Below are 21,854 nucleotides of genomic sequence, written 5' to 3' on the forward strand. Positions count from 1 at the left end.
TATTGTAGGCGTGCTGCTTCGTTAAGGCTTCGAATCAAACATCCCTTTCCCCGTCTCCGGGTCGATTGGCAACGAGGAATGTTCATGGGTGATGAGCCAAGACCCGTCTTTTTTCGTTAAACCAAATGTGAACCGGTTGGTCATATGACGCAGTGCTTTTTCGCTCTCTTTCTCGTATCCTGTAAAGGTGACGGCGCAGTAAATATACGCCAGGTGGTCATTTTCTTCCGTTGTCACGCTATGGAAATGGACTTTGACCACATGTTGGTCGTCACGGAGTTGTGTGAACCATGCGGTGACACTGTCTCTCCATCCAGCGAGCCCTTTGATTTCCCAGTTCCCCCAGCAGTCATAAATGTGCACGTCGTCATGGTAGGCGGAAAGAAATTGCTCCACGTCTTGTTCGTACACGGCTGCCGCATAATTAGTGAGTACCTGGTCTACTTCCTGATATAGAGTGGTCATCTACTCATCTCCTTGGGTCTTTTTAAAATAATGCACCGGACGTATTTTAATCATTTATTATTTAATTATTCAGACAAAATAAGTGTATCATAGATTCTTCTTGCCATATTTTACTATTGGGTGACATAGATGACAGTCTTCTAACAAATCAGTAGACGCAGTTTTTTTCTGTAGTAGAGAGGGAATTGATAAGGTGTGACAACAGGTTTCACAAAAGGAGGCTGGAATGATGGCATATCGGACGCACGATACCCACGAGGTAAGAAAAGCAGGCGAAACCACTTCTTACAATGTCGCTCAAGTGTTTTATGAAGAGATGGGCGAAAAAGAAGAGCGCATGCCTTCCTCAAGCCAGAACGACCACTCCCGCAGCGATGATTCAGACGATAGGAAAAGGAATAAAGAGGACGTAGGCCATAGAGGCCACTCTTCCTCTTAAATAGATACAGGAAGAGAAGGCCCAACGTGAGCCTTCTCTTTTTGATTTGTATAAGAAACTATACAATGTATATTTTTGGTATAATCGGGGATGAAGATAATTGACGTTCAAGGGGAGATTGAATACATATGAAGGCTTTACTTGTCATTGACGTTCAAAATGGAATTGTGAAGATGGGCGATTTTGCACAGGAATTATCAATCATTGATAAATTGATTGAGGAATTTAAGCAAGCAAAACTACCCGTAATTTTTATGAAACACGTGGTAGATGAACCGGAAAATTCTTTGTTCCAAGCGTCCAAAGGAGCAGAGTTGCATGAGTCTGTTCGTGCATATGCGGACGTGGTAATTGAAAAACAGACTCCGAGTTCGTTTTACCAAACCAATTTACCTGTCGTCCTTGAAGAAGCAAACGTGGATCATGTGTTCATCACAGGCTTCAATGCAGAGTTTTGCCCTCAGTTCACGGCAATTGCTGCATTTGACCGAGGTTATCAGGTAACGTATATCGAAGATGCCGTCGGTACCGTCAATACGGACGATACATATGAAATGCCTGGACTCGATGTAAAGGAGTTCGTGAGTACAGCTTTGCATTGGTCCAGCGTGATTGAGGTTCTTGATTATGAGGAGTATCAGGAAGTTTATGAGGAATTAGTCTAAAAGTGTAATAGCCGGGTTGATGTAAATTATGAGCAGGGTACACTTTTCATTCTTAGGGGACAGGCATCGCCACAATTCTCCCGTGGCTTTGAACCAGCCACAATTGTTCGGCTTCGCCTCCAATTGAGTCTGATCCCAATCCAGAATGGTGTCGCTGTCTGTCCCCTGGTGGGGGCGGGACCTGCGGCCGGCTGTCGCCCGCCTTGGTCCAGTGTAGAAATGGTAGGCTTCTCTCATTTAGGAACAGAAAAGCCAAACTTCCGCTAGAGAAGTTTGGCGTTTTGGTCTATGATGTTACAGTTTTCGCCACCTTGCACTTCTTCCACGAGTGACCGCTTCTATCTGACCTTCTGCTCTCAGTTCTTTCAAGACACGGTTGATTGTGGCCTCACTAATGTCAGGGCAGGCTTCTTTGATGTCACTCTTGGTGAAATAGCCAATTTTCGATTCAATGTAGGAATGAATACGGTGACTCTTCCCACCTGTTTGCGTTTCGAGGATGCCCACGCGGTCTTCCAATTGTTTATAAGCGGCTACAAATGTACTGAGCAAGTAGTTGATCCACGGGATGATGTCATTCTGGTCCGAATGCCAACCGATAGACGACTGACGTAAGGATTCATAATAGCCTTCTTTTGTATCTTCAATGACTTTTTCTAAACTGATAAAACGCCCCACTTCATAACCGAATGTATAAAGCAGCAGCAGTGTCAGTAACCTTGCCATTCGGCCGTTCCCATCATGAAATGGATGAATCGATAGGAAATCGAGAATGAAAACGCTCGTCAAAATAAGAGGATCGACATCTTGTTTTGATTTACGCACTTGAAATTCCTCACATACCTTTTCCATCGCATGGGGTGTTTCAAATGAGGATAATGGCTCAAACCGAATGCGAGAGGTTCCGTCCGGTAGTGTTTCACTAATGACATTGTCACTTTGTTTCCATCTTCCACCTTCTGCCGCAATGTATTTATACATTTCTTTATGCAACTGTAAGATGACGGATGAACGGGCTGGAATAGCTTCATAGGAGGAGTGAATGAGTTCGAGAACATCTTTATACCCTGCGATTTCTCCTTCAGAGCGGTCAAGCAAAACTGTTTTGTCTTTCATAATGGTCTGAAATCGGCGATCTGTGATGACAATTCCCTCAATAGCATTAGACGCCTTGGTGGATTGAATGATGGCTACATCTTTTAAGGCATTTAAGAGCTGCGGCGCTTGTTTTTTGTATAAGTCCTGTTTTCCTTTGTACTCATTTAACTTGGATAGCAGTTGGACTGTCTCCATGGGCAATAGAAGCTTCGTCAACTTTTTATAATTAAATCCCCTCATCTAAACACCACCTTTAATAAGGTCATTTTATAATAAATGATATCGTTTATCTAGTTATGACCCTATTTAAATAGAATAAACATAGTCATTTAATCAAAAATGACTATATTTACTTATTTGATGATTGCATTTGTACAAAGAAGTGAGTTCAACTATCAATCTCCGGGATAAGATATCCATAAATGAGTGGAGTTTAAATTGTATAAATATCTCCTTTATAGTTGCTTCTCCTCAATCTCCGCAACCACCTTGTCCATAAATCCTTCCAGCTCAATCGATACAGAGTTCTTTTCGCCGTGTCGGCGAACATGGACTGTTCCGGCATTCGCTTCCTCATCCCCGACCACTACAATGTACGGAATCTTTTTCAGTTGAGCTTCACGCATCTTGTACCCGAGTTTTTCTTCCCGAAGGTCGACCTCTGCCCGAATTCCTGCATCTCTGAGTCGCTGCTGAACAGACTGTGCGTAGCTACCGTGAATGCTAGAAGAGACCGCAATCACCTGTACTTGTACGGGTGCGAGCCAGACCGGAAACACACCCGCAAAGTGCTCGATCAAAATGCCGAAGAAACGGTCAATCGAACCAAAGACAGCACGGTGGATGACGACGGGACGCGCTTTGTCATTGTCTTCGTTGATATACGTCAGATCAAACTTCTGTGGCAACTGGAAGTCGAGCTGGATTGTGGCGCACTGGTGGCTCCGCTTTATCGCATCATTGATATGGATATCAATTTTCGGTCCGTAAAACGCTCCGTCTCCTTCGTTTACCCGGTACGGGAAGTTCATCCGTTTCAGTACGTTCTCGAGAGCCGCTTCCGCCTGATCCCAAAGTGCCCGTTCACCCATATACGATTCCGGACGTGTCGACAGCTCAATCTCATACGTAAAGCCAAAGATTCGGTAGACGTGATCGATGATCTGTAAGGCGAGTGTGATCTCGTCCTCGATCTGATTTGGCGTCACAAAAATATGGGCATCGTCCTGACAGAATGAGCGGACGCGCAGCATGCCGTTCAGTGCCCCACTAAACTCATGACGATGGACCTGCCCAAATTCCGCCATGCGAATGGGTAAGTCGCGATACGAGTGTAGCCCGTTCTTGTAAATCAGCATATGCCCCGGACAGTTCATCGGCTTCAACGCAAACGTCTGCTCATCAACCTGAGAGAAGTACATGTTCTCCTTGTAATGGTCCCAGTGGCCGGACTGTTCCCACAGACGTTGATTCATCATTGTCGGCGTACGCACTTCTTTGTAATCATAGCTTGTCTGTAAGTCGCGCAGGAAGGCTTCCAGTTCATTACGGATAATTTGGCCGTTCGGTAAATAGAACGGCATACCTGGCGCCTCTTCAGAGAACATAAATAACTCAAGTTCCTTGCCGATCTTGCGGTGGTTCCGTCTGTGCGCCTCTTCCACAAACTGCTCGTACTCTTTCAGCTGCCGCTTCGACGCAAACGCCACCCCGTAGATTCGCTGCAACATTTGATTTTGACTATCGCCTCGCCAGTAAGCACCGGACACGTGCGTCAGCTTGAAGGCTTTCAAGAAATGTGTGGAAGGCACATGGGGTCCTCGGCATAAATCCATGAATTCACCTTGATGATACACGGAGAGAACCATTTCTTCCGGAAGGCCCTGAATCAATTCCTGTTTCAGCGGGTCCTTAGCAAATCGACGGTTGGCTTCTTCTCGTGAGATCTCCTCCCGGCGAAATGCGAGATTCTCTGAAACGATCTTGTTCATCTCTTTTTCAAGTCGTTCGAGGTCTTTTTCTGTCAAAGAAACTTCTACATCCACGTCATAATAAAAACCGTGTTCAATGACCGGACCGACACCGAACGAAGCGTCCGGATACAGGCGTTGGATGGCCTGCGCGAGGATGTGCGCAGCGGAATGCCGCATGACGTGAAGACCTTCTGCTGAATCTAGATCGTAAAGGATCAGGTCTGCATCTTCTACGACAGGTTTCTCAAGATCGACGAGGACGCCATTCAATTTCGCTACGACGCTTCGTTTCTTCAGGCCCGGACTGATGGCTCCTGCAATTTCTTTGATTGTACTGCCAAGTGCAAACGATTTGTGCTCTCCGTTTGGCAAGTTTACTTCGATTTCTTGTTGGTTGATCATCTTTCCCACTCCTCGAGTAATTAAAATAGACACACGCATCCCAATAAGGGACGAGTGTGTCTTTTACCCGTGGTTCCACCCAGCTTCCCGTCATCATGACGGCTCTGTTCCGCTTTATCGCAGCGTCTACGGTACTCATTACTATACCTTCACAAGTACACCTCAGAGGTGGTAAATGGTTCGTCAGTGTTAGGAAGCTCGCAGCATTCGCTTCCCTCTCTGAAACCTGGTCAGAACCATTCTTGTCCTCATCTTCGTCTTCTTTATTCGATTCCATACAAAAAGACACACGCATCCCAATAAGGGACGAGTGTGTCTTTTACCCGTGGTTCCACCCAGCTTCCCGTCGCAATGACGGCTCTGTTCCGCTTTATCGCAGCGCCTACGGTACTTATTACTCTACATTCACAAGTACTACTCAAAGGTGGTAAATCTCTCCGCAGCGTTAGGAAGCTCTCAGCTTATACTTCCTTCTCTGGAAACCTGGTCAGAAACATTCATGTCCTTCTCTTCGCATCTCAAATTGCTTTCCGTTACTATATAGTTTTTTTGACGGTGTTGTCAATTACCTTTTTCATTTTCAGAGAGTTCAATCCTTTGATCTGTGTGGTTAAGCTGTGTAGGTGTAATAATCCTGCGCATGGTGCACTTCAAATCCGACCGATTCATAAAGGCGAAGGGCATGGGCGTTCGTCGCTTCGACTTCGAGGTGAACGGAATAGCCAGCTGCACTTTGTTCTTTGACGATGCGCTGCAGCACCTTGCGTCCGATGCCTTTTCCCTGATACTCGGGTAAAATGGCGAAGCCATAGATCCACGCCTGTCCGTCCTCCCGCTTCACACGCAACTTCCCTACAGGTACCTCTTCTACTTCAATCATCCATAGATCCGTATCAGGTTCTGCTGTAATACGACCTTCTGTTGCGATGGAGTCTTCTCGTGTCAGACCGAAGGCTTCGACATCGAGCTGGATGCGCAGTTCATTATCTTTCGTTTCGGCAGGCCGGAGTAAAAAGCCGCTTGCTTCTTCCAGTTCTCGTGAGCGCCACTTCATCTGATGTTCTGAAAAGGCATAGTCAGCTCCCTGTTTCTTAAGGAACTGTTTCGCTGCTTCTGAACTTGCCGGAGCATTTAAGAGAATCTTCGTAAATCCGAGTTCGTGAACGGTTGCCATTCCGTCCTGAAACACTTTCGTGAAGTGCCCTTTCCATCGTTCAGACGGTTTCACCATTCCCGTCACTTCCACCGTCGAACCAAATCCATAGAGACCAAGGAACGCCACCAGTTCGTCTCCTTCGTAATGAAAGAAATCCATCCGGTCTGACTCCCTCTCCCGGAGCATCTCCCAGTTTAGTTTTATCTCCAATCCGTCATGGTCTTCGACTTCTTTTTGTAAGTGTTCAATGGCTTTTAAATGCGTATCGAGTAACATCTATTTCTCCTTTAGAACGTGTATCGTTCGTTGTTTAATGATTTCCGCCATGACCCGGTTTTCGCGTTCAATATAAAAATTCATGTTTGGGTCGAGCGGAATCGTCTCATTGATAGCGATCGCCTCTTCCGGGCGGATCCAGACGGCATGAAACCCTTGATCAATCTCTTCTTCCGTCAATGCTATGGGTTGCTGTTTCTGTGTGGGAAGCGATACATAATAATACGGCGAAGTCTGGCAGTACCAAGCCCCTTTTTGAACCCGGTCCGGATGAGACTGGATGACCGTTCCGGCAAGCTCCCCGATGGTTGCATCGACATAGCCGGTTTCTTCAAGCACTTCCCGCTTGAGTGCCGTGCGTTCATCTTCCCCAGCTTCCATCCCCCCTCCCGGAAACTTATAGTCCCCACGGATAGACTTCATCATCAATAGCTCTTCCCCGGATTCCATAATGGCGCGGACACCTGTACGTGTGATAACAGGAACACCATCTGGCACAGGCTCTCCTAGATGGATATAAAACGGTTCCTGAATTCGTTGTGACACGATGATCCCCTCTTTCTTATGACCTGTTCCTAAGTTCCACGGGGAACACGGGTTAGTCTTGTTCATTAGCTCGCGGAACATTTAAAATTTTCACAAGCTGTTCCCTCTTCTGCCCACTCATTGTATTCATCAGCAGACAAACCCTTATTTTTTGATGATTGCGACATTTCTTTCCCCTAGTATACTTTTTGTTGAACGGGTGTTCAATAATGGTCTGTGAATAGGATTAGGGTAGACTCATAGGCCTCCACACGACAAAGAAGCACCGTCTTTTATTCCCTCGGTTCCTCGTTTGGTGCCCCTAGTTGAATATGGGAACTACTTCATTCCCGACCGTATAAAAAAGCACCGAATCATTGACGATTCGGCGCTTATCTATTCTTATTCTCCCGCTTGGCGGTCGTAATTGCGGAAAATCATGCTGTTTCCGCGAACCATGCCGAACTTTTCGTAGTACGCGACCAGGTCATCGTCACACGCAAGGTCGATCATGTAGAGATGACGAAGCTCTGCGAACATTCGCTTCACAAGTTCGGTACCAATCCCTTGTCCTTTGTAGGACGGAACCACTTCCAAGAACGGAATGTAGGCGGACAATACCCCGTCACTGACTGCCGTGATAAAACCAATTACGCGATTTGTTTCCGGTTCGATGGCTACCACCACATGGCTACTGTTCTTTAAGAGTTTCAAGTGCGTTTCCGGGCTAGGCGGGTTGGGCCAGCCGTCAAAGAATTCCGTGAGCTGGGCAGGTGTGATGTCGTCTACTGTATTTTGATAGTGCATAGATAATCTCTCCTTTTCATGTGATTTTGAAAAAGAGAGAAACTCAATTGTACAACAACATGGGCAAAACCCTTTCTATGGCTATGTCGATATTGGTTTGATACGTTTCTACATCCTCTTGCTACGTGTGTAGACTAGGATGCCTCATTTTTCCTTATGTTACCACAACATACGAATCAATCTAAAACATGCCTTCCTCATTCACCATCTCATCGCCTTCTGGAACAGCCTGTCCAACGTCCCATAGTTCAGCAATCCGGCCATCTTTGAATCGAAAGAAATGCACAACCGCGTAGCCTGAATGGTTTTCATCTGGCTTCACATGAGAATAGACAGATACGTGATTGCCTTCCTCTACGGCAAGCTGTACTTCTAGGCTCTTTGTCGGATTCATCGCGGACGCTTCTTTCATGCCTTCTTTAAGAGACGTCGCGTCTCCTTTGTAATACGGGTTATGGTGACGAAACCCTTCTGCGACGTAAGTTTTATACACTTCTTCTACATTCCCTGTTGCTGCTCCTTGCAAGAAGGCAATGGCTTTGTCTTTTAATGAATTCATATTGAGGTCCCCTTTCCCGTTTCCTACTTTAAGCAATCGACCTATTCTCTTCACTGTGCCACGAATCCGTACGTCCGGCAACCTTTAGAAGGTATCTTCTTAAGAGCACCCCATCGCCTAGATTCCGTTATTCGCAAGCAAGTGGGTCGGCTCTCCCACGGAAAACAAGGTGAGTTCATGCATCGCACGTGTACACACCGTGTAAAACGTACGTCTGTGGAATTCATCCGAATACACGTCAGCACTGGCATTGTAGACAATGACCGCCTCGTATTCCATTCCTTTCGCAAGATACGACGGGATGATGACGACACCAGGTTCTGCCGCGGTCGACGTCGTCGTTATAAGCTGAGCTCCACATGCCTCTCCGATAGCCTCAAAAGCTGCAGAGCTTTCTCCTGCAGACAAGCAAATGATGGCGATGGTCGTGTAACCCTGGGCTTGATAGCGTTCCACTTGGTGCGTAATTTGGGTATGCAAGTCTTTCACGTTCTCTACTTGAACGAGTTGGGGCTCGCTTCCGGACCGGTCGAACGGAATGATCTGATCACCGTTTGGCACAAGCTTGCGGGTGAATTCAACGATTTGGCGGGTCGAACGATAGCTTCGTGCCAAATAGTACACACGAGTCTCTTCCGGACCGTAAAGTGTTGTCACGCCTTCAAAGTCTTCCGTCGTACGGGCATGAGCAAAAATAGCCTGATTGAAGTCTCCAAGAATCGTGAGCTGGGCGTTTGGATAGAGCTGTTTGATCATCTCAAACTGGAACGCGGAATAGTCTTGTGCCTCATCAATGACGACTTGGCGAATCGCTCGGTTCGCATCGATTCCGAGGATATGCTGCTTGATGTAGATGTACGGCGTCGCATCTTCATAAAAGAGGTGGCCGCGGTCCAACGTCTCTAACGTCATGGCGCAGATTTCCTTCCACTCTTCTGGGCCGTCTGCAGTGGATTGTTCAAACAGTTGACGGTAGAGGGCGACGGTATCGACGAAAGCGAACTTTCGAATCGCTTTCGCTACTGCCGTCAGTTGTTGCCGGACGATGAACTGCGCGAGCGCTTTTGGCGTCATGTCAAAATCCGCCGCCTCACTGCGGGTGAAGCCTGCTCGTTTCGCGAGTGTCTGATGGGCTTTGTGATACTGCTCGTCAGTTAACAAGTCCATCTTCTCCTGCACCCAATCGGCCTTCCACTCGCCGGTCAGTTTCTGTTTCACTGACTTGACCAATTCTTCCGCGAGCCATTCCAGACGATTGGCAATCGACTGAGACCGAAAAGAGGCTTCCGTATAAAAATGGTTTGCGATGTCTTCTGCGGTGATCAAGACGTCCCCCCGGAAGCGAATCGGACGAAACACCATTCCCTGCGCTTTCAACTCATTCAAGTAGGCGGTGATGCGTTTCATGAAGGAAGTCGTCGCTTTCCACTCAATGCCCTGCAGGCGTGCTCGGTACCCGCCTGCTTGTTGTTGCGTATACACGTACTCCAGCTGTTCAAATGGAGTCTCCGACGTCAGTTCTGGATGGAGATGTTCATTCACATATTGTTGGAATGTCACTTGGCGCATATTTTCTTCCCCGAGTTCCGGAAGTACGTTAGCTACATAATGCGCGAATAAGGCGTTGGGAGAAAATAGCAGGATCTGGTCGCTCGTTAGTGTGTCGCGGTAATGGTAAAGCAAATACGCGATGCGCTGCATGGCCACTGACGTCTTCCCGCTTCCCGCGGCCCCATGCACAACCAGGACTTTTCCGCCGTCATGGCGAACGACTTGGTTTTGTTCCTGCTGGATGGTCGCAACAATCGAACCCATTTGTTCGTTCGGCCCGTGCCCGAGCACTTGCTGAAGGACTTCGTCGCCAATCGTCAAGCCGGTATCAAAGACGGATTCAAGTTCCCCGTTCTTGATCACATATTGCCATTTCTTCTCGAGCGTCCCGTCGACTTTCCCACCTGGCGTCTGGTAATGGGCCTCTCCAGGTTGGTAGTCATAGTAGACACTTGAGATCGGTGCGCGCCAGTCGTAGACGAGAAAGTCTTCACCTGAATCGTCCCGCAATGTGCCAATGCCTATATAGACGACAGCTGTTTGGTCCGAACCGGACTCCCGGAAATCAATTCGCCCGAAATACGGTCTGCCTTGCATCCGGTCGAGGACGCGCAGACGTTTCGCCGCTTGGCCGTGAAGGGTCTGATTGACTGCCAGTTCCTGCGCTTCTTGGCGAAGCCCAATGATCGTCTCGAGATAATCGTCAAATGAATCGGTGTTGACGCGTACTTCGTCCCAGAAATGCCGACGGATGCGCACCACTTCATCTTTTAAACGTGTCGCGTCCCCGTCGAGTAAAAAGCGTTCTTTGGCTATGGCTTCTTGCACCTCTTGTAATCGTTGTTGTTCGTGCTGCATTTGCTGCTCCATCGAATCGCCCCTTTTCTGAAGTAAAAATGCTTGACACTTGCCAAATGAATATAGTATGATTAATATAAGGAAAAATATATTCATTTAATTAATCAAGCGTATCTTTCTAATTTTAGCACGAGGACGCTTGTTTGTCACGTCGATGCCTGAGGTCTTTTCCAGACTTCAGGCATTTTTTATGTCCTCATAACTTTCAGTCTGCTATAGTATTATCTAAGTAATCAAACAATTTCAGGAGGTTGGACATGAACTTAGGACTTGAAAACAAAGTGGCATTGATCACAGGCGGTAGCAAAGGAATTGGATTCCAAACAGCGATGGATCTTTCACGTGAAGGAGCATCGGTAGCAATTGTGGCACGTAATCAGGATGCGCTTAATGAAGCGAAAGAACAGATTCGCCAAGAGACAGGAAAAGAAGTTCTCGCGATTTCTGCAGACGTCTCAAAGGAAAGTGAATGTAAGCGAATTGTAGAGGAAACGGTAGCGCACTTTGGAAAACTACATATTTTGGTGAACAATGCGGGGACGGCAGCGGCCAACTCGTTTGAAGACGTCGACGGCGAAGCGTGGCAAAAAGACCTTGACCTGAAGCTCGGCGGGACGATCCATACCTCTCGCTACGCGATTCCTCATATGAAAGAACAAGGTGGTGGTTCAATCGTCAACTTGGCGGCAGTTGTCGCCAAGACACCACCTGCAAACAGCCTCCCTTCTTCCGTGAGCCGCTCTGCAGGACTGGCTTTGACGCAAGCGATGAGCAAAGACCTTGGAAAGCATAACATCCGTGTCAATGCGGTATGTATCGGCCTGATTCGCAGTGATCAAATCGAGAAGATGTGGCAGAACAAACGCCCAGACCTGACGTGGGACGAGTTCTCTGCAGAAACCGGAAAAGGGATTCCACTCGGACGCATCGGAGATACACACGAAGCTTCGAATGTCATCACATTCCTCGTTTCAGATGCCGCTTCTTATGTAACGGGTACTTCCGTCAATATTGATGGCGGTTCAGGAAACGCCTTGTAAAAAGTGAAACCCCAGGGGTTGTTCCAATATCAAGTTAACTTGGTATTTGGAATAACCCCTGGGGTTTAGTTTTAACTTTTAGCCTGGCGCAAGTAGCGTGGGTAAAGGACGAGCGCAAGTATGATGCATGCAGCACCAAAGGCAACCAACACTGCAAGTGAGGACCATACATCTAGGAGTGTCCCTTGTTCAAGCAGCACGGTCTTGTATCCTTCAAGCGCCCAGTAGTGCGGCAAGAAATGGGCAATGTTCTGCATCACTCCCGGCATGAATTCGACGGGCATCCACAGACCACCGAGCATCGCGCCACCGAGGGCAATGACTTGTGTGAGGGCGATTCCCATGTTTTCCGTCTTCGCGAGCACCGCCATCGCCATCCCGCATCCGGTTGCGACAAACGCGAGACCGATCGAGAGGACAGCAAGAGCCACTGGGTCTCCTAGAGGCAAGTCGTAGGCGACGACCCCAAACCCGAAGAGAACAATGATTTGCAGTAAGACGACGGCAACAAACGGTAGCCACTTGCCGAGGAAGTACTGCATGCGAGACAACGGCGTACTTGCCATGCGGGCCGTCATTCCGCTATCGCGGTCTTTAATAAACGCAATGACGATGGAAATCATGATATAGAATGAGAACATGACGGTGTAACCCGGTACAATTTGGACGACGAGCTGTTCCGGGTCTGCGCCCATACTCTCTCCAAACAAGGAAAGGAAGCCAACGATAAAAATGATCGGCAACAGGAACGTCCAAAACCATAATCCCTTGTCTTGTGTCTTCTTTTTCAGTTCCAATAAGGCAACAGCGCTCATTGAATCCCCTCCTGTCTCGTGTCACGTAGAGGACTTCCGGTCAGTTTAAAGAAAATATCTTCGAGCTTCGCTTGGCTGAGTTCAAGGCGTTCCGGCACGATGGCTTCGGCTGCGAACTGATTTGCCAAACGTTCGAGGAGACGCAAAGGTTCTGCACTTTCAATCACAAATCCTTTATCACGCACGGTGACCCCCTCGTATCCATTCAACCTTTCGCGCGTCACCTGTTGACCTTCCAAGTAAATTGCAGCGTGACGATGTTTCGTCAGAACCTCTTGCATTGTGCCGCACTCTACAACATTTCCTTGATCAATGAAGCCAATGGTGTCACACAATTGCTCGACTTCTTCCATATAGTGGCTGGAATATAAGATGGTTTTGTCCTGTGCTTTCAAGTCGTGAATCAGTTTAAAGATGGCGCGGCGTGACTGGGGATCGACACCGACTGTCGGTTCATCCAACACAATGATGTCCGGGTCATGCAGCAAGGCACAGCCAATGTTCAACCTACGCTTCATACCTCCGGAGAATGTTTTGACCAGTGTTTTCTCCCGGTCTTCCAATCCAATCAATGCCAACACTTGTTGCATGCGCTGCCGAAGCTTTGCTCCTTTTAAGCCATACAACCTACCGAAGAAAAGCAAATTGTCACGTGCCGTCAACGTTTCTTCTAGACAGATATCTTGTGGTACATAACCGATTCGACGCTTGATAGCGAGTACATTATGCTTGAACGGCGCGCCGTGAACGAGGACCTCTCCTTCATAGTCTTCCACCACACCAACTAAAATCTTCATGAGCGTTGACTTCCCCGCTCCGTTCGGTCCGACTAACCCGAAACAGCTCCCTCTTGGAATGTCGAGACGCACCGATTCGAGAGCTTGTCGTTTTCCATAGGTCTTCCGGACATCTTGGATTTGAATCATGCTGTTTCCTCCTTCCGTTAGTTTCTTTGTTTTAAAGAGGCATTCATTCGTTTTTCCATTTGTTTAAAATACGTAAACCAGCCGAGCCAGTTGATGACGTAGGTTCCTGTAAAAAAGAGCAGTCCGATCAACAGTGAATGTGGGTTCAGCGGTACCCATCCTGTCAGTAGTGTAAATACCGGAAACAATACGATAAGCGACAGGGTATAGTGAATCAGCGTCTGCTTCAACATACTCCATTCTTCGATTTCGAAAAGCAAAGCCGACACACTGAAATACCCGCCGATCAACATGCTGCCGAGTAAGTTAAGCGCAATCAGGTGGGCAGAAACGGTATCCCCATTGTCATTGAATAGGACCAAGGCAAGAAGAGTCACGACTGCTCCAACGCCAAATCCTCCAAAAATTCGTATCACCAGTTTACTCACCACGTCCTCCACCTCCTTCAACTAACTGTTTCCGCAAGTGCTGCACATAACTGCGCGTCACGTATTCTTTGTTGCCCGATTTGAAAAAAACACACAAATTCCCGTTAAAGGACAGTTCGAAACGGACGATACGGTCCATGTTGCCAATGACTGATTTGGAAAAGCGAATAAAACTGTGGTTCGCTAAAAACTCTTCCAGTTCGTAGAGTTTTAACTTGAGCTCAAGAGATTTAGTTTGCGTCTGCGCATAGACTTTACGGTTCGCCGAATACACAAAATCAATCTCGTTTGGCTGCAAGATGACCGAACCCTCTCCTTCCACCGCCACGAGTCGCTTCGGTGCAGCTTCTGCTTTCTCAAGTTCTTTTAAATGGCGCACAATCGCCTCTACTTCTTCATTCCAATCGTTTGCCTGAATGGTCACCACTGGGGTGTCCGCATGGGTAGGGTCAATATCAATTTTGATTTTCATGGGGCCTCCCTTTCTTCTTCTACAGTATGTAGGAAGACATACGTTTTATTGTGTGTTTATGTATAAGTTGCTGAATATGGGGTGTTAGTTGTTGGTTTTAGTGATTAAGGGGTTCTCCTATTATTTCGCTACCCGTGATGGATGTCCTGCATATTGATGAGATGTGGTACTTACATGCGAAGTTCGAAGAAAATGGGATGGACTATAATATAAAGAAGATTTCCGCATACTAGAAGTGTGTAACCCGGAAGATATTGAAAAGCGTTTGATCAAGCGAAACAAAAAGAGAAAAGCCCAGAACTTATTCCACTTCCAAGTATACTTGGATGACGGAATGAGTTCTGGGCTTCACGTTTTAATTACGCAGTTTTCACTGTGAAATCAACATTTACGTTGTTACGGATGGCATTTGAGAATGGACAAATTTTATGCGCTTCTTCAACCAGCATTTCCCCCGTCTCTTGATCCACACCTTGAATCGTCACGATCATTTCAACGGAGATTTCATAGGACTCTCCTTTATTTAAAGACACATGGGACGTGATCTCAGAGCCTGTAACTCCTGCTTTCTTTTGCATGGCGACAATACTTAATGCGGAATCAAAGCACGCTGAATATGCACCAGCAAATAGCTCTTCCGGAGTCGTCTTCCCTGTCATATCGACCCCTGGCATAGGCATCCCTAAGTTTAAATCGTACGTCCCGCTTTCTGAAACAACGCGACCCTGACGTCCTCCGACCACTGTTGCTGAAGATGTAAATAGTTTTTGCATGATAGTTCCTCCTCTAAAAATATGCTATAATTAAGTTGTATACAATTTAATTTTACACAATAAAAATAGAGATGCAACGAATATGCCTAAGGAGGTCATTTTCATGGAAGTACTTCACGTCTCCAATCAATTGTGTTTTCCGTTTTATGCGATTTCAAAAGAAATTACGAAACGGTACCGACCGCTCCTCGAACCCTTGCACCTGACGTACCCGCAATACCTGGTCATGCTTGTTTTATGGGAAACCGATCAGCTTGCACTAAAAGAAATCGGCAAAAGACTGCGTCTTGATTCAGGTACCCTAACTCCCTTGATTAATAAACTTATTTCGACCGGCTACATTGAAAAAGCGAGGAACCCGGCAGACGAACGTCAATTGATCGTGCAGTTGACACCAGCGGGTCGTCTGCTTGAAGAGAAAGCTGCCTCTATCCCAGAACAACTCGTGGAGCTGCTCGGTCTTACAGAAGCAGAATATATGACCTATCAAAAATTGCTCACGGAAATGTCTGTTAAGCTCGGATTAGTTGGCGACAAGACGTGTAAATAAAAGTGCAACCCCAGGGGTTATTCCATAAACAAGTTTACTTGGATATTGGAATAACCCTGGGGTTGAAATTTCCCTTAAAGTTGAAAATAAATTATGATGAAACAGACGATGTGGGAGTGGTAGAAAGGAAGCACTCATTCATTATGACCAAACCACGTGTTTTACTGAAAGACAATTTTTATCACGTCACGATTCATGGACACAACGAACTTGCGATCTTTGCAAACTATGAAAACAAAGCTGCGTTTCTTCGCATCTTAAGTAAAGTCCATTTAAAGTACAAATTTACGTTGCTGGCTTACTGCATAATGTCCAATCACTATCATCTTTTGATTAAGTCCGTGGAAGTACCCTTATCGATGGTGGTAGGTTCCATTAATCTAAGATACAGTCTTTGGTACAAGAGGCGCCACGGTCACAAAGGAACTTTGTACGACGCTCGTTTTTTTGCAGAGACGAGGAATTCAGCCCAATCGCTCATTACTACGAGTGTATACATCCATTGCAATCCAGTGCACACGCTAACCCCCATTGTGCTCAGTGCTGAACTTTATGAATTCAGTTCATACAAATACTATTTTTATGAACTAACTACTCCACCCTATTTAAACACCGCTCTTCTTTACTCTCACTTACCTTTTAGTTTCACCTCAGACAAACTTAATTATCAAAACCTTATTTCAACAGCACGCCGTAATCCGAATAAAAAGTCTCGTAAAAAGTAGTGCAACCCCAGGGGTTATTCCATAAACAAGTTTACTTGGATATTGGAAAAACCCCTGGGGTTTAAAAAATCCCACCCTACCATTTATAACAAACTACCTAATCTTTTTCACAAATTGTTTCAATTTTTCTCTAGATACCTGTTACTATGAATATATAAGATTACCCTTTCCTCCACCAACCCAAAAATAATCTCAGATATACCATAAAATTTCCATAAAAAGGAGGAGACATGTCATGTCACCCGACCACTCGAGATATTCCCGTCTCGCCCACATCACTCAGATGATCAACATGAAACTAGATTTGCGCGAGGTCATGGAACAAGTCACACTCGCCATCTCCGAAGAAATCGTCCAATGCGATTCTGTCGGTATCTATTTACCTCAAGAAGACGGTTCATTCCGCGGCTACGTAGGCAAACCGGAAGTCATCAATGGCCGCACACTCGACATGCACGTCGTCGATACCGAATACGATCTGCTTGCAAAAGAGGTCATTGAAACCAAAAAGACCATCTACATACCGGATACATCGAAAGATTCGCGACCGGATCCTCGTGCCGTGGAAGCATTCCAGATCAAATCTCTCCTCGTCATTCCTATTTCCTTTGAAGAAGAACTCTTTGGACTGGTCTTCCTATTTGATTACGGGATTCCAATGAACTTAACTCAAGACGAGATTCAAGCCGTGGAAGCCTACGTGAACATGGCGGCCGTCGCTATTCAGAACACCACCAACTTGAAAAACAAAGAACTGCTCCTTACTGAAAAACAGCTGCTCCTCGACGTGTCCCGTGACATCTCGATGTACACTACCCTTCAGGAGTGTTTTGATAGCTGTTTCTTCTACCTGCAAAAAGTGCTCGACAACCCGAACATCGGCGTCCATCTACTGGATCCGATCGTCGCCAAGCGTATTAAGCCCGCAAAGCTTAGTAAAAACAGCGAGTGGACCGAGGAAAAATGGTTGGAAACCCATGAAGTCAATAACTTCGACGAGACGCAAGATCCATTAGTCCAAGAAGTCATCCGGACGAAAAAGTACATCTACTGTCCGGACGTCTTTGAAGACGACCGCCCGAACCATGACCTATGCAGTCAGTTCGGCATTAAAAGCATGGTCATTTTTCCACTTGTGACGATGGGGGAAGTCCTTGGCCAGATTTCTGTCGTGACACTCGAAGACAATGCGCCACTCTTTAATGAGACACAGCTTCAGCTCGCTCAGTCCATCATCGATACGACAGCGTCCGCCCTTTCCCACTTGATGTACATGGAACGGCAAGAAATGATCATCGAAGAGCGTACATCCGAAGTCCTCGAGAAGAATAAGGAACTTGAGGAAGTCGTAGCGGAACTGAAACATTTGAGTCGTGAAAAAGAATTGATTCTGAACTCGGCAGGAGAAGGCATTTTCGGCCTTGACCTTCACCGCAACATTACGTTCTGTAATCCGGCTGGGGCGGAAATGCTCGGCTATCTATCGGAAAACGAATTGATTGGGAACTCTGTTCACGTCATCATGCAGGGCAATTCCGAAGAGGTGCTGGCAGATGTCACTTCTTCTGATAGTTATTTTGAGGATTACAAATTGTTCTACCGGAAAGACAGGACTACTTTCCCTGTCGAATATGTGACTTCCTTTATTAAAGAAAAGGACCAGATCGTCGGAGAAGTAGTCACCTTCAAGGATATTACGCAGCGCAAACTGCTCGAAGAGAAAATCAAATACTACGCGTACTTTGACAGTCTGACCGATCTACCGAACCGCATCCTTTTAATGGACCGACTGACGCAGGGCTTAAAGTATGCGAAGAAGAACGAAGAACTAGCGGCTGTCCTATATCTCGATCTCGACCGGTTTAAAGTGGTCAATGACTCGCTGGGTCACAGTTATGGAGATGCATTGCTTAAAGAAGTCGCTCAGCGTCTGATGACTTGTGTTCCGGAAGGGGCCACCGTTTCTCGCCAAGGTGGCGATGAGTTTACCATATTCCTTCCGAGCATCCGAGGGACGAACGATATTCTAAAAGTGGTCACTTGTATTGATGAAACCTTTACCCATTCATTTGAAGTACTCGAACATGAGATGTACATGAAGACCAGCATTGGAATTAGCCTGTTCCCGGAAAACGGGGAAACAGCAGAGATTCTTATTAAAAATGCGGATACCGCGATGTATATCGCAAAAGAACGTCCGGGTACGAGCTTCCACTTCTTTAGTGAAGAAATGGATATTCGCTCATTTGAATCCATCAAACTCGAAAATGACTTATATAAAGCCATCGAGCGCGATGAATTTTTGATTCATTATCAGCCCCAATTCAACTATAAAGACGGTAAGATCACTGGGGTAGAGGCCCTTCTTCGCTGGGATCATCCGGAACAGGGGTTGATTCCACCGGACCAATTTATTCCTCTTGCAGAAGAGACCGGCTTGATTGTCACGATTGGGGAATGGATTTTGCGCAAGGCATGCACGCAGATGAAAGACTGGCATGAAAGAGGGTTTGCGCTTGGCACGATGTCGGTCAACCTGTCGGTACATCAGTTCGAGCAGAAAAACCTATTTGAAATTATCCAGCAGATCCTCAAAGAAACAGAACTTGCCCCTTCGTACCTGGAACTTGAGCTGACAGAGAATCTGATTGTGAAGAACAAAGACCTGACGATGCAGACGATGAAAGAATTGAAAGCACTCGGCATCAAACTCGCCATCGATGATTTTGGTACGGGATACTCGTCTCTTGGGTACCTGCAAAACCTGCCGATTTCCAAACTAAAAATAGATAAATCCTTTATTGATCAGATGTTAGATGACCGGTCTGCCATCACCAATACGATCATTACACTGGGTCAAAACCTGAATCTTGAAGTCATTGCAGAAGGTGTAGAAACGAAAGAACAAGCCGACAATCTACTGGCTCAAAACTGTACGCTAATGCAGGGCTATTACTTTAGTACGCCGAAAGAAGCGGACGAAATCTTCAACCAATACGCGTAAATAAGGAGAAATCACAATGAAAGCAGCACGTCTTGTACTTGATCACTTGAAAAATAATGGTATTCAGCACATTTTCGGTATTCCAGCAGGCTCGGTCAATGCGTTTTTTGACGAGTTGACGCAAATGGAGGACATCACACCGATTGTCACGAAACATGAAGGGGCCGCAGGGTACATGGCAGCGGCCTACGCCAAGTATTCGAATCATTTAAGTGTCTGTATTGCTTGCAGCGGACCTGGGGGTACGAACCTGGTGACCGGTGCAGCCAACGCGATGCGCGAACATTTACCTGTCCTTTTTATCACTGGTGCAGTCCCGGTCAACACGATTGGTCTGAATGCCTCTCAAGAACTAGATGCTGAACCGATTTTCCGTCCGGTCACGAAATACAGCATGACGGTCAAAGACGTCAACAACGTGCGCGATGAAATTGTAAAAGCAACGCAAATCGCCCTCTCCGGAGTACCAGGACCGGTACACATCGCCATTCCGATTGATGTCCAGCACCAACAAGTGCCTGACGCTACCCTTCCAGCACCTGCGAAACGTGCACTCGTTGAACCAAACGCGATGGATGTCCGCCGCGTGGCAGAAGAATTGATTGAGCGGAAGACGGGGTATATCTTGGCGGGTCAAGGGATACGTTCCGCAGTCGATTCTATTGTAGAACTCGCAGAACTTCTGGACTGGCCAATAGTGACGACACCTCAAGCAAAAGGCTATATTCCGGAAGCACATCCGCAACTCGTCGGGGTTTACGGATTTGCCGGACACGAAGCAGCCTCTGAACTTGTTGCGTCTGATGAGCATGAGGTTGCCTTGATCATCGGGTCAAGTCTTGGAGAGACGGCAACAAATAACTACAATGCCAACATCACGAAGAATCGGTACACGATCCAGCTTGATTTTGACGCGTCTGTTTTCAACCGGAAATACGAAGTCGACATTGCGCTTCTTGGTGATATTTCACTTAGTATCCCTCAGCTTGTGGAAGAAGTCCGTGCTCTTAAAGGTACGGGGTATGCACAAAGTTATGCTGCGGCCCAAGAAGTTGCTGCGACAACGCTTGAATCACGAGAGTACACGACAAAGAACGTGCTTCTTTCCTTGCAGCAGATGTTGCCGACGTCCACTCGCTACACAGTGGATATTGGAGAATTCATGTCGTATGTCATTCACCACATGAGCGTTGTCGATTCAGAGAGCTATGAAATCAACGTCCATTTCGGGGCGATGGGAAGTGGAATCGGTTCAGCGATCGGTTCGAAGCTTGCTAATCCGGAACGTCCGGTCGTCTGTTTCACAGGAGATGGCTGCTTCTTCATGCACGGTATGGAACTTTTGACGGCAAAAGAACACAATTTGCCGATCTTGTTCGTCGTGATGAACAATGCTCGTCTTGGTATGGTGTATCACGGGCACAACCTTCAGTTCAAGCGGACTCATGCGTCGTTTGAGCAGGAGCCTGTCAACATCAGTGCGATGGCGGCTGCAATGGGACTCAAAACAGTGCGTGTCGACAGCATGGACGACCTGACAGAAGAAAACGTCAACGAGTTACTTGCTCACCAAGGTCCGACGGTGCTAGAAGTGTTCTTACAAGACAACAGCACACCACCAATGGGTGACCGCGTGAAATTCTTGTCGTCGTTCGGTAAATAACAAAGAAAAGTCATCAAAAGCAGGATTTCTCCTCGCTCTTGATGACTTTTTTAATGAACGGGGGTCGGGATAGCTGCAATCGCTTGGCGAAGCGCGCCAATGGTTTGTCCCTTAAAGGCATCCGGTACGGGTCTATCGTCAGCCGTCTGATAGACAAACTGGCTTCCAGTTGCGTCACTTATGTACCCCATGTTTACTAGCGCATTTCGCAGCCCTTCAGGTGCTGACGAGCTTCCGTTTTGCTCTGTGTAGTACGGCGTGGTAAAGACTCTCGCCACGCGGTCGCCGTCTCCAGAAAACACGACAAAGAAATCATCCGCGGATGTAAGGACCCACTTGCCTTTCGCAAACAAGGAAAGCTGCGCGCCTTCCAGTGCACACAGTGCTTCTAGATTCACACCATACAATTGATTCACAATTCGGCAGATATTCTGCCTCGTATAGCTTCCATCTAACTGCTCAAGGTACTCATCACACGCACTTCTTTGCGATTCATGCCCTTCTATAAGAAGCGGCACACGGTCGAGGTCAAAGCCAAAGATCTCGTGGACAATATGAAAAACTTCTGCGCTGCTGAGCGAGCTTCCGTATGCAGCTAAATACTGCTCGAGTTGTTGTGATTTTTTCACAAGGTCACCTTCTTTTAATAAAATGAGAACTGGTCTGTCAGGGGATGTTGAGTCC

The 21,854-nt window shown here is 46.8% G+C and carries 21 protein-coding genes; 7 read left to right on the forward strand and 14 right to left on the reverse strand.

What is annotated here, in order from left to right; translation table 11 throughout:
* Nucleotides 1–21: 21 nt before the first annotated feature.
* Nucleotides 22–465, reverse strand: coding sequence for a YybH family protein (locus ACFO0S_RS11115; protein ID WP_378142127.1), 444 nt, complete (start codon nucleotides 463–465; stop codon nucleotides 22–24).
* 229 nt (nucleotides 466–694) lie between these two features.
* Between ACFO0S_RS11115 and ACFO0S_RS11120 the strand changes: the two genes are divergently transcribed.
* Both ACFO0S_RS11120 and ACFO0S_RS11125 read left to right on the forward strand, forming a co-directional pair.
* Complete coding sequence (locus tag ACFO0S_RS11120; RefSeq protein WP_378142130.1) at nucleotides 695–904, forward strand: hypothetical protein; 210 nt, start codon at nucleotides 695–697, stop codon at nucleotides 902–904.
* Nucleotides 905–1,032: 128 nt separating this feature from the next.
* Complete coding sequence (locus tag ACFO0S_RS11125; protein WP_378142132.1) at nucleotides 1,033–1,569, forward strand: isochorismatase family protein; 537 nt, start codon at nucleotides 1,033–1,035, stop codon at nucleotides 1,567–1,569.
* A gap of 294 nt (nucleotides 1,570–1,863) precedes the next feature.
* Here ACFO0S_RS11125 and ACFO0S_RS11130 read toward each other — a convergent pair whose 3' ends face one another.
* The 7 genes from ACFO0S_RS11130 to helD all read right to left on the reverse strand — a co-directional run bounded on the left by ACFO0S_RS11130 (nucleotide 1,864) and on the right by helD (nucleotide 10,786).
* Nucleotides 1,864–2,907, reverse strand: coding sequence for a Fic family protein (locus tag ACFO0S_RS11130; RefSeq protein ID WP_378142134.1), 1,044 nt, complete (start codon nucleotides 2,905–2,907; stop codon nucleotides 1,864–1,866).
* 215 nt (nucleotides 2,908–3,122) lie between these two features.
* Nucleotides 3,123–5,039 (reverse strand): threonine--tRNA ligase, encoded by a 1,917-nt coding sequence (gene thrS / locus ACFO0S_RS11135; RefSeq protein ID WP_378142222.1) that lies wholly within the window; start codon nucleotides 5,037–5,039, stop codon nucleotides 3,123–3,125.
* A gap of 613 nt (nucleotides 5,040–5,652) precedes the next feature.
* Nucleotides 5,653–6,474 (reverse strand): GNAT family N-acetyltransferase, encoded by an 822-nt coding sequence (locus ACFO0S_RS11140; RefSeq protein ID WP_378142135.1) that lies wholly within the window; start codon nucleotides 6,472–6,474, stop codon nucleotides 5,653–5,655.
* Nucleotides 6,475–7,020, reverse strand: coding sequence for an NUDIX domain-containing protein (locus ACFO0S_RS11145; protein WP_378142138.1), 546 nt, complete (start codon nucleotides 7,018–7,020; stop codon nucleotides 6,475–6,477).
* Between the two features lie 381 nt (nucleotides 7,021–7,401).
* Nucleotides 7,402–7,806, reverse strand: coding sequence for a GNAT family N-acetyltransferase (locus ACFO0S_RS11150; RefSeq protein ID WP_378142139.1), 405 nt, complete (start codon nucleotides 7,804–7,806; stop codon nucleotides 7,402–7,404).
* 181 nt (nucleotides 7,807–7,987) lie between these two features.
* Nucleotides 7,988–8,365 (reverse strand): nuclear transport factor 2 family protein, encoded by a 378-nt coding sequence (locus tag ACFO0S_RS11155; protein WP_378142140.1) that lies wholly within the window; start codon nucleotides 8,363–8,365, stop codon nucleotides 7,988–7,990.
* Nucleotides 8,366–8,482: 117 nt separating this feature from the next.
* Entirely contained in the window at nucleotides 8,483–10,786 is a 2,304-nt protein-coding gene (helD, locus tag ACFO0S_RS11160) for an RNA polymerase recycling motor HelD (RefSeq protein ID WP_378142142.1), read from the reverse strand.
* Nucleotides 10,787–11,031: 245 nt separating this feature from the next.
* On the opposite strand from helD, the gene ACFO0S_RS11165 reads away from it, so the two are divergent.
* Nucleotides 11,032–11,814: an SDR family NAD(P)-dependent oxidoreductase gene (locus tag ACFO0S_RS11165; RefSeq protein ID WP_378142143.1), complete on the forward strand. Its 783-nt coding sequence runs from the start codon at nucleotides 11,032–11,034 to the stop codon at nucleotides 11,812–11,814.
* 71 nt (nucleotides 11,815–11,885) lie between these two features.
* On the opposite strand, the gene ACFO0S_RS11170 is transcribed toward ACFO0S_RS11165, so the two are convergent.
* The 5 genes from ACFO0S_RS11170 to ACFO0S_RS11190 form a co-directional block, all read right to left on the reverse strand.
* Complete coding sequence (locus tag ACFO0S_RS11170) at nucleotides 11,886–12,629, reverse strand: ABC transporter permease (RefSeq protein WP_378142144.1); 744 nt, start codon at nucleotides 12,627–12,629, stop codon at nucleotides 11,886–11,888.
* Nucleotides 12,626–13,555 carry an ABC transporter ATP-binding protein gene (locus ACFO0S_RS11175; protein WP_378142145.1) on the reverse strand — a complete coding sequence of 310 codons (930 nt, stop codon included), beginning with the start codon at nucleotides 13,553–13,555 and terminating at the stop codon, nucleotides 12,626–12,628. The genes ACFO0S_RS11170 and ACFO0S_RS11175 overlap by 4 nt, the downstream gene beginning before the upstream one ends.
* 17 nt (nucleotides 13,556–13,572) lie before the next feature.
* Complete coding sequence (locus ACFO0S_RS11180; RefSeq protein ID WP_378142146.1) at nucleotides 13,573–13,986, reverse strand: DUF3021 domain-containing protein; 414 nt, start codon at nucleotides 13,984–13,986, stop codon at nucleotides 13,573–13,575.
* Nucleotides 13,976–14,455, reverse strand: coding sequence for a LytTR family DNA-binding domain-containing protein (locus ACFO0S_RS11185; protein WP_378142147.1), 480 nt, complete (start codon nucleotides 14,453–14,455; stop codon nucleotides 13,976–13,978). The genes ACFO0S_RS11180 and ACFO0S_RS11185 overlap by 11 nt, the downstream gene beginning before the upstream one ends.
* A 359-nt stretch (nucleotides 14,456–14,814) precedes the next feature.
* Nucleotides 14,815–15,228: an Ohr family peroxiredoxin gene (locus tag ACFO0S_RS11190; RefSeq protein WP_378142149.1), complete on the reverse strand. Its 414-nt coding sequence runs from the start codon at nucleotides 15,226–15,228 to the stop codon at nucleotides 14,815–14,817.
* Nucleotides 15,229–15,331: 103 nt separating this feature from the next.
* On the opposite strand from ACFO0S_RS11190, the gene ACFO0S_RS11195 reads away from it, so the two are divergent.
* The 4 genes from ACFO0S_RS11195 to ACFO0S_RS11210 all read left to right on the forward strand — a co-directional run bounded on the left by ACFO0S_RS11195 (nucleotide 15,332) and on the right by ACFO0S_RS11210 (nucleotide 21,170).
* A complete protein-coding gene (locus tag ACFO0S_RS11195; protein ID WP_378142150.1) occupies nucleotides 15,332–15,778 on the forward strand; it encodes a MarR family winged helix-turn-helix transcriptional regulator in 447 nt (148 codons plus the stop codon).
* Between the two features lie 143 nt (nucleotides 15,779–15,921).
* Nucleotides 15,922–16,503: a transposase gene (locus ACFO0S_RS11200; RefSeq protein ID WP_378142151.1), complete on the forward strand. Its 582-nt coding sequence runs from the start codon at nucleotides 15,922–15,924 to the stop codon at nucleotides 16,501–16,503.
* Between the two features lie 235 nt (nucleotides 16,504–16,738).
* Nucleotides 16,739–19,507 (forward strand): EAL domain-containing protein, encoded by a 2,769-nt coding sequence (locus ACFO0S_RS11205; RefSeq protein WP_378142152.1) that lies wholly within the window; start codon nucleotides 16,739–16,741, stop codon nucleotides 19,505–19,507.
* 16 nt (nucleotides 19,508–19,523) lie between these two features.
* Nucleotides 19,524–21,170 carry a thiamine pyrophosphate-binding protein gene (locus tag ACFO0S_RS11210; protein WP_378142153.1) on the forward strand — a complete coding sequence of 549 codons (1,647 nt, stop codon included), beginning with the start codon at nucleotides 19,524–19,526 and terminating at the stop codon, nucleotides 21,168–21,170.
* A gap of 50 nt (nucleotides 21,171–21,220) precedes the next feature.
* Here ACFO0S_RS11210 and ACFO0S_RS11215 read toward each other — a convergent pair whose 3' ends face one another.
* Nucleotides 21,221–21,799: a hypothetical protein gene (locus ACFO0S_RS11215; RefSeq protein ID WP_378142154.1), complete on the reverse strand. Its 579-nt coding sequence runs from the start codon at nucleotides 21,797–21,799 to the stop codon at nucleotides 21,221–21,223.
* Nucleotides 21,800–21,854: the final 55 nt, after the last annotated feature.

Origin of the sequence: Chryseomicrobium palamuruense, from assembly GCF_042649045.1 — a bacterium.
GTDB lineage: Bacteria > Bacillota > Bacilli > Bacillales_A > Planococcaceae > Chryseomicrobium > Chryseomicrobium palamuruense.